The sequence below is a fragment of the Shewanella sp. WXL01 genome, from assembly GCF_012263345.1.
Lineage (GTDB): Bacteria > Pseudomonadota > Gammaproteobacteria > Enterobacterales > Shewanellaceae > Shewanella > Shewanella maritima.
This window is the reverse complement of record NZ_JAAIKQ010000034.1, coordinates 1-629: the sequence shown is the minus strand read 5'-3', so window position 1 is coordinate 629 and position 629 is coordinate 1. Positions and strand designations below refer to the sequence as shown.

Annotated in this window: 1 protein-coding gene; it reads left to right on the top strand. The window is 50.9% G+C overall.

Annotated features, from left to right (window positions below; all coding sequences use genetic code 11):
• A partial coding sequence (locus tag G3R49_RS19950; RefSeq protein ID WP_167870835.1) for an Ig-like domain-containing protein occupies window positions 1-629 on the top strand: 629 nt, incomplete at both ends.

The following is a 629-nucleotide window of genomic DNA, read 5'->3' as shown; positions in this document are numbered from 1 at the left end:
ACTAACGATGAGTCAGACAATACTTCAGTCGTGAGCTTCACCATCGCCGGTGACAACACTGTCCATAACGCGGGCGATTCCGTCACCGTTCAAGGCGGCACATTAGTGCTGAATGCTAATGGCACGTATACCTTTGACCCTGCTGCGGACTGGAACGGCACACTGCCGGTGATCACCTACACCACCAACACAGGTGAGACTGCAACCTTAACCATCACAGTGACGCCAGATAACACAGACGTAGCTGATGATGCTGTAACTGTGGGTGAAGATACGCAAGCTTCAGGCAACGTATTAACTAACGATGAGTCTGATAACACCTCTGTTGTGAGCTTCACCATTGCCGGTGATAACACCACTTACAACGCAGGCAATTCTGTGACTGTCCAAGGCGGCACCTTAGTACTGAATGCTAATGGCTCTTACACATTCGATCCTGCTGCGGACTGGAATGGCACACTGCCGGTGATCACCTACACCACCAACACAGGTGAGACTGCAACCTTAACCATCACAGTGACACCAGAAAACACTGATGTAGCTGATGATGCTGTGACCGTGGGTGAAGACACCCAGGCAAGTGGCAACGTACTGAGCAATGACGAATCTGATAACACGAGCGTGGTCAG